The sequence below is a fragment of the Auritidibacter sp. NML100628 genome (genome assembly GCF_003185985.1).
Classification (GTDB): domain Bacteria; phylum Actinomycetota; class Actinomycetes; order Actinomycetales; family Micrococcaceae; genus Auritidibacter; species Auritidibacter ignavus.
In genome coordinates this window covers 54,024-60,995 of sequence record NZ_QHLP01000015.1, presented here as the reverse complement: position 1 = coordinate 60,995, position 6,972 = coordinate 54,024, and the positions used below count along the sequence as shown (strand labels likewise).

Annotated in this window: 8 protein-coding genes; 7 read left to right on the top strand and 1 reads right to left on the bottom strand. The window is 62.0% G+C overall.

The window, feature by feature from the left end; translation table 11 throughout:
* The first annotated feature begins 246 nt into the window (after positions 1 to 246).
* From clpS to DCC24_RS09880, 7 genes are all read left to right on the top strand, one after another.
* The gene (clpS, locus tag DCC24_RS09910; RefSeq protein WP_110099763.1) at positions 247 to 585 is read left to right on the top strand and encodes an ATP-dependent Clp protease adapter ClpS; all 339 of its coding nucleotides are present in this window, start codon (positions 247 to 249) and stop codon (positions 583 to 585) included.
* A gap of 49 nt (positions 586 to 634) precedes the next feature.
* A complete protein-coding gene (locus DCC24_RS09905; RefSeq protein WP_110099762.1) occupies positions 635 to 1,342 on the top strand; it encodes a DUF2017 family protein in 708 nt (235 codons plus the stop codon).
* Positions 1,339 to 2,283: a glutamate racemase gene (gene murI, locus DCC24_RS09900; RefSeq protein WP_110099761.1), complete on the top strand. Its 945-nt coding sequence runs from the start codon at positions 1,339 to 1,341 to the stop codon at positions 2,281 to 2,283. The genes DCC24_RS09905 and murI overlap by 4 nt, the downstream gene beginning before the upstream one ends.
* A 188-nt stretch (positions 2,284 to 2,471) precedes the next feature.
* Positions 2,472 to 3,281 carry an MBL fold metallo-hydrolase gene (locus DCC24_RS09895; protein ID WP_110099760.1) on the top strand — a complete coding sequence of 270 codons (810 nt, stop codon included), beginning with the start codon at positions 2,472 to 2,474 and terminating at the stop codon, positions 3,279 to 3,281.
* A 79-nt stretch (positions 3,282 to 3,360) separates the two neighbouring features.
* Positions 3,361 to 4,107, top strand: a complete 747-nt coding sequence (gene rph, locus DCC24_RS09890) for a ribonuclease PH (RefSeq protein WP_110099759.1) — start codon at positions 3,361 to 3,363, stop codon at positions 4,105 to 4,107.
* The gene (gene rdgB, locus DCC24_RS09885) at positions 4,104 to 4,778 is read left to right on the top strand and encodes an RdgB/HAM1 family non-canonical purine NTP pyrophosphatase (RefSeq protein WP_110099758.1); all 675 of its coding nucleotides are present in this window, start codon (positions 4,104 to 4,106) and stop codon (positions 4,776 to 4,778) included. Before rph ends, rdgB begins: the two co-directional genes overlap by 4 nt.
* The gene (locus DCC24_RS09880) at positions 4,775 to 5,809 is read left to right on the top strand and encodes an exonuclease domain-containing protein (protein ID WP_110099757.1); all 1,035 of its coding nucleotides are present in this window, start codon (positions 4,775 to 4,777) and stop codon (positions 5,807 to 5,809) included. The genes rdgB and DCC24_RS09880 overlap by 4 nt, the downstream gene beginning before the upstream one ends.
* Before the next feature lie 45 nt (positions 5,810 to 5,854).
* Here the strand turns inward: DCC24_RS09880 and DCC24_RS09875 are convergent, their stop codons facing one another.
* Positions 5,855 to 6,970 (bottom strand): ADP-ribosylglycohydrolase family protein, encoded by a 1,116-nt coding sequence (locus tag DCC24_RS09875; protein WP_158524654.1) that lies wholly within the window; start codon positions 6,968 to 6,970, stop codon positions 5,855 to 5,857.
* Positions 6,971 to 6,972 lie beyond the last annotated feature (2 nt).

The following is a 6,972-nucleotide window of genomic DNA, read 5'->3' as shown; positions in this document are numbered from 1 at the left end:
ACCCAAGTTTTCGCGCTCAAACTAGCTGAGGCACGACACTGCAGCCACGCGACCTCTCGCGCTCACGATCTGTGAGGCACGACTTACCCTTCGCGCTCAGTTTGACATGAGGCACTACGGACCCCAGCGGTGAGAACAGCAGCGTCGCTGCAGCGCGCCACTGCACGCACGGCATCGGGGTAGCTCAGACAAGCCTCCACGGTGGCACGATCTGAACCAACTCTCGTTGTGTTTTAGACTAAACTCATGGCCAGACTACAGTTGTCGTTCTCTTCTCCAGTGGTGCATGCCACGGCGGTACCCGATGAGGACACCCGCAGCGATATACTCACCGAGAGCTCTCAGCAACCTGCCAGCCCCTGGAAAGTGATTGTCTGGAATGACCCGGTGAATTTGATGAGCTATGTCGCCTACGTGTTTCGGACCTATTTCGGGTACTCCCAGGCTCAAGCACACTCACTGATGCTCCAGGTCCACCAAGAAGGCAAAGCCGTGGTAGCCAACGGGACAAAAGAAGAAGCAGAACGGCACGTTCAGGCCATGCACGGTTTTGGGCTGTGGGCGACCTACGAGCCACATCAGTAGGCCACACAGCTGGGCCACATCACGAGACCACAGGAGATGTCTGCCACGTATGGCACGTGCCTTTAAATCGGGGATTCGCGGATATACCGCGCACCTAGAAGCTGAAGAACGCCGCTTATTGCGCTCGCTGTTTGCCGATGTTATTCAACTCTTGGGTGGAGCCCTGCCCGAGGGCGCGGAAACCCGGGACTCGGTGCTGAACCGGCCGGAAGACTCCGAGCAACCCGAACAATCCGAGCAACCCGACGAATCCACGCAGCAGGGCCCCGCCGACACTGCATCTACCGGCGAGTCAAGCCAGGACATTGACGCCACGTTTTGGGATCTGGTCGGGCAATCCTCCGGGCTGGAGCCGCTTCCGGATCGATCCGACCCGGCCGTGGCGGCCCTGCTCCCGCCGGGGCGCAGTGGCGACGATGCGCAATCGGGTTCTCAAGAGTTCCGCGATTTGGCCGAGGACGCCATTCGGGCCGACAAGATTCAGGACTTACAGCTCGCCTGGGCCGCGCTACAGCCCCGGCACCTCGTGCTGGATACGCCCACCGCGCAGGCCTTTGCTCGTGCGTTGAACCAGGTCCGCTTAGTGCTAGCGACGCGCTTAGAAATCACCACCGAAGACGATGCTCGTAAGATTGCTGGGGTGAATTCATTGGATCGGGCCGAATCGGTGGAGTCCTACATGGCTTTGCTGTACAACTTTAGTTCGTGGCTGCTTGACACGCTGATGGTGGCCCTAATGCACGGAGAACGCGGATGAGTACCCACCCTGAACCCCAACCCCAGGCTCCGATTGGAATCTTCGACTCCGGGGTCGGCGGGCTGACCGTGGCCCGCTCCGTCATCGATCAGTTGCCCGATGAGAACATTGTCTACGTCGGCGATACCGCTCACTCACCCTATGGTCCACGCCCGATTGCCCAGGTGCGTCAGTTGGCCCTGGCGATCATGGATGAGCTGGTAGATGCCGGGGTGAAACTGCTGGTGATCGCCTGCAATTCGGCCTCCGCGGCGGTGCTACGTGATGCCCGCGAGCGATACACCGCCGGGTACGGCATCCCGGTGGTGGAAGTGATTCAACCGGCCGTGCGCCGGGCGGTGGCTACCACCCGTAACGGGCGCGTTGGGGTCATCGGTACTGAGGCCACGATCAGTTCCGGGGCCTATCACGATATGTTCGCCGCTGCTCCGCAATTGGAGATCACCTCCGTGGCCGCCCCGGAATTTGTTCACTTTGTGGAGGCCGGGATCACCACCGGGGAACGGCTCATTTCGGTGGCTGAGCAATACTTAGCGCCGCTGAAGACCGCAGGTGTTGACACGCTGGTGCTGGGGTGCACCCACTACCCGTTGCTCACCGGTGTGATCTCCTACGTGATGGGAGCTGATGTGAGTTTGGTTACGTCCTCGGAGGCCACGGCCCAAAGCGTCTACCGTGCGCTGGTGGAATATCAGCTGGAAAATCCAGCCGGTGCCACTGACTCAGCGCCACCCCTTCGTCCCGACGGGGTTCCCGGTAGTCAGCGAGAGAAATACCGATTTATGGCCACCGGCAACCCGGAGCAGTTTCAGCGTCTGGCCAGGAGATTCTTAGGTCCTGAGGTCTCCTCGGTGCAGGAAATCAGAACCGTGGCCGAAGAGTATCCCACCGGAACGTTGCGGGTGATCGACCAGGCGGTGGCGGAGCACCTGCGGGCCTGAACGGGCCTAGCAGGCGCGCGACTGTTCGGGTTCGGAACTGGCCAGACCCGGTAGTGAACGTGGGGTAGATCTCTCGGTCGTGATGGCACCGACTCTGTGTCGACCGGGGTCCGGGGTTATGGTAGTCAGGAAGACAATCGCCAGCAGGTTGCCTCGGCGAGCACCACGACCGCGCAGGAGCACTATTCATGAAGTTGACCATTATCGGGTCGTCCGGTTCGTTTCCGGGACCCGGGTCTCCAGCATCGTGCTACCTGGTCTCGGCCCAAGGTGTCGACGAACAGGGCAACCCGAAGAAATATCGCATCCTGCTGGATCTGGGCAACGGCGCCTTAGGTGCCTTGCAACGCTACATCTCGTTGGACGAGGTGGACGCGATTTGTCTCTCGCATCTGCATCCGGACCACTGCATGGACTTATGTGGCATGCATGTGGCGATCCGGTGGGATCCCTCCGGCTGGCGGGCCGGACGGGTTCCCGTCTGGGGGCCGGCTGCCACTGCTGATCGGATGGCTATCGCCTACGGGCTCGACCTGGACCCGGGGATGCACGAAGAATTTGATTTTCAGCACTGGCAGAGTCGGGTCCCGGTGAAGCTGGGACCGATGACGATCACCCCCTATCCGGTGCGTCACCCAATTGATGAGGCCTACGCCATTCGCATTGAGGCCGAAGAACACATTGGCGGCGACACCGTGCGGTCGGCGCTGACCTATTCCGGCGATACCGACACCTGTGATGAGCTGGTGGAAGCAGCCGATCACGCCGATATTTTCCTGTGCGAGGCAGCCTTTCAAGAAGGTCGTGATGACGGGATTGAGGGGGTGCACCTGACCGGTCAGCGCGCGGGCGAGATGGCCCATCGCGCTGACGTGTCCCGGCTATTGCTCACCCACCTGCCGGTGTGGAACGATCCGCTGACTGTCGCCGAAGAAGCCCGTCGTAGCTTTGCCGGGCCCTTAGCGGTGGCGGTCTCGGGAGTGACCTACACCGTCTGAGACCGACGTGAACACAGACAGCCCCCTGCGCGGGGCCCGAATAAGGCCAAATAAGGCAAGAAAAGGACGTGATGTTGCTGTGAGCACTCAGCAGCGAGCCGATGGTCGTCGCGTTGATCAACTGCGCCCGATCACCATTGAGACCGGATGGTCCACCCAAGCCGAAGGCTCGGCGCTGATTCGGTGCGGTGAAACCGTCGTGTTGTGTAACGCCTCGCTGACCGAAGGTGTCCCGACGTGGCTGAAAGGCCAGGGCACCGGCTGGGTCACCGCCGAGTACGCGATGTTACCGCGCGCCACCAGTCAGCGCTCCACCCGCGAATCGGTCAAAGGCAAGATTGGGGGCCGAACCCACGAAATCTCGCGACTCATTGGTCGGAGCCTGCGGGCCATCATCGACCGGAATGTGCTGGGCGAGAACACCATCGTACTGGACTGTGATGTGTTGCAGGCCGATGGTGGCACCCGCACCGCCTCGATTACCGGCGCCTATGTGGCCCTGGCCCAAGCGGTGTCCTGGGGCAAATCCCAGGGACTGATCCCCGCAGCACACCATCCGCTGACAGATTCCATCTCCGCCATCTCGGTTGGGGTGGTCGACGGGGTCGCCATGTTGGATTTGCCCTACCCGGAAGACTCCCGGGCCGATACCGACATGAACGTGGTGGTCACCGGATCCGGTGACTTTGTGGAAATCCAAGGGACCGCCGAAAACCAGCCGTTCAACCGGGACGAGCTGAACACGCTACTGGACCTGGCGGTAGCCGGAACCACCGAGCTGGCAGAAATCCAGCGCCAGGCACTGCAGGAGGCCGGAGTCCAGTGAGCGCCACCTCCGCATCCACAGCTGCGCGATCGAACCGTGATCCGGTGCTCGTGTTGGCCTCTCATAATCTCGGGAAGCTCACTGAACTGCGTCAGCTGATCGCCACTGGGCTGAGCACGCACCCAGAGCTGGATCTCGATGTCGAAACCCAGATTATTGATGCTGCCACCGCCGGCGCCCCAGACGTGGTGGAAGATGGGGTCACCTTTGCCGAGAACTCGCTGAAAAAGGCTCGTGAGATCGCCCAGGCCACCGGACTGGTTGCTATCGCTGATGACTCCGGGTTATGCGTGGACGTGCTCAACGGTGCTCCGGGCATTTTTTCGGCCCGTTGGTCCGGAACCCACGGGGATGACACCGCCAACCTGAATCTCTTGCTGGCTCAGCTCTGCGATATTCCGGCCGAGCACCGTGGCGCGCACTTTCGGTGCGTGGCCTCACTGGCCACCCCGGCCGGACAGACCCACGTTGCACACGGCGTCATGCAGGGCCAGCTGGCCACCGTTGCTACGGGGCGCGGTGGATTTGGTTACGACCCAATTTTTATCCCGGACGGTTATCAGTGCACCGCCGCGGAACTCTCCCCTGAGGAGAAAAACGCGATTTCTCACCGGGGCCGGGCTTTCGAGGCCTTGCTACCCCATATCCTGCGGGTGCTGAGCCAATCATGATCGACTTCACCGCCATCGACTTCGAAACGGCCAACGGTTTTCGGGGCTCAGCCTGCTCCATCGGGATGGTGCGGGTTCGCCACGGGAAGGTGGTGGCCCGCAACTACCAGCTATTGCGTCCACCGGAAGGCTATGACCGGTTCGATCCGCGCAACACCCGCATTCACCAGCTCACCGCCCAGGATGTGGCCCATGCCCCGCGGTTCGGTGATGCCATGGAGGGGCTGATGGAGTTCATTGGCACCGATACGGTGTTCGCCCACAACGCCGGATTTGATCTGGGAGTCATCGAGTCCGGCATGGAAGTCTCCTTGAGACCGGTGCCGGCCATCACCTACGGATGCACGCTGATGCTGTCGCGGAAGGTTTACCAGCTGGCCTCCCACGCCTTACCCTCGGCCTCGGCCGAAGCCGGTTTCGACCTCACCGGCCACCACCACGCCCTGGATGATGCCGAAGCCTGTGCCGCGATCGTGATCGATTGTGCCCGCCGACTACAGGCCGACAGCGTCGCGGACCTGATGGAACGCGCCGGGGTCGGACTGCGCCAGCTGACGGCTAAACAGCCCGGCGAGCCGCTGTCTCGGGCCACCCGACACGCCCAGCGGATGGGGTCGGTCTTTGATTCCCGGGTCATCACCGCTGCTGATGAGATGCCGGACCTGTTGCACTGGCCCGATGAGGGCAATAATCCCGAACCCAATACAGCCGCCGATCCAGATCACCCGCTTTTCGACCAACACGTGGTCTTCACCGGCAATCTGGGGATCTCGCGTCAGGAGGCCAAGAACCGAGCGGCCACCTACGGGGCCCACACTGCTAGCCGCGTCAACGGGTCGACCACCATGCTGGTGGTCGGCGACGGGTTCCGCTCCCATGATCTGCAGGCGCCTTCCCGGCACCCGGCTCGTACCCATAAGAAAATGCGTGAGGCGCTGCACCGCAATGAGACCGGTCAGTCGATCACTATTGTCACCGAGCCCGAATTTCTCCAGATGCTGGACTACGTCTGGCCGGCCCACACCAGCTAGCGGTCGTGCCCGCCTCGAGCGATGACCGGCCCGAGGGGCTTGACACTAACCTGTCGCTCCCAGGAGTGGCTCGGTGAATTTCAACCAGCGGGTCGCCATCTCGTCGAGGACTGCAACCTGACCGGCCACGAGCGCCGGCTCCAGATCGCCGCGGCGGTGGTGGGGTAGGGTCCCGTCTCGGGCGCCGAGTAGTTGCCCGGCGATGCTCCCCAGGGTGGACAGATCCTCGTGTGGCGTCTGTCCGAGACAGTCGAAGAGCTGATCAGCCAGTACGCCGAGCGAACCCGACGGATTGGTTGCCACCATCCCGAGTGCGCAGGCGAGCACACGATCGGCGGGAACACGCTGGGGATGGTCAGCATCGCGACCTGGGCTCAACGTGGGCTGTTCGGTGTAGCGACTGATCTGCGCTAACACCGCACTCAGTTGTTCCTCCGCGGAGTTCTCCTGTCGCAGGTACTCCAGTGCTTGGTGCACCGCACGGTCAAGATCGGATCCCGCCAGTAGCTCGGTCAGTATCAGGGCGAAGACCGCAGCCGATACCCAGGCTGTCGTGGACCCGTGGGTGAGTACTACGCTTTGGCGAACCAAGGAGACCCGCAGACGGTGATCGATATCTGGCAACATCGCATACCCGGTGGCCCGGGACACCGCGGTGCCGGTGACCGCGTCCGGATTCGCCACCCGGTTGATCAACCGCATCTCGGTATGTTCCAGTCCGGATAAACACACCGGGTCTGGGTGCCGTTCGTGGCCCAATGGCTGATCGTCTGCATCAATCCAGCGCAACAGTGGTCGGGGAGTGTCTTCGGGAAAATCTCCGCGCTGGCTGCGGTACCAGCGCAACATGGCCAGCCAGACAGTGGCGGGCGGGTCGGCGGCCGATCCCTCAGCGGCCCACTCCATGACCTCCAATAGCCCGTCCATGACGTACAGGCTCATCTGTGTGTCATCGGAGATCGCCAGCGGAGACGATGAGCTCTTGGTGCCCTGTTCCCAGCTACATCGGTACCCCAATGCATCCCCGACAGCTCCGGAATGCAACGTCGCGCGGATCCTGTCCGCCGCGGTTACGGCACCATGATCAGGCATATTTGGATCGGGGCCGGGGTCAGTGGAGGATAAAGCACACACATCGGAAAGTTTATCTTGTCCAGACATGC

What these genes read in the sequence shown, in the direction of transcription:
- clpS (WP_110099763.1), top strand. Translation starts at nt 247, where the DNA reads ATGGCCAGACTACAGTTGTCGTTCTCTTCTCCAGTGGTGCATGCCACG.
- DCC24_RS09875 (WP_158524654.1), bottom strand. Translation starts at nt 6,970, where the DNA reads ATGTCTGGACAAGATAAACTTTCCGATGTGTGTGCTTTATCCTCCACT.
- DCC24_RS09880 (WP_110099757.1), top strand. Translation starts at nt 4,775, where the DNA reads ATGATCGACTTCACCGCCATCGACTTCGAAACGGCCAACGGTTTTCGG.
- DCC24_RS09895 (WP_110099760.1), top strand. Translation starts at nt 2,472, where the DNA reads ATGAAGTTGACCATTATCGGGTCGTCCGGTTCGTTTCCGGGACCCGGG.
- murI (WP_110099761.1), top strand. Translation starts at nt 1,339, where the DNA reads ATGAGTACCCACCCTGAACCCCAACCCCAGGCTCCGATTGGAATCTTC.
- DCC24_RS09905 (WP_110099762.1), top strand. Translation starts at nt 635, where the DNA reads ATGGCACGTGCCTTTAAATCGGGGATTCGCGGATATACCGCGCACCTA.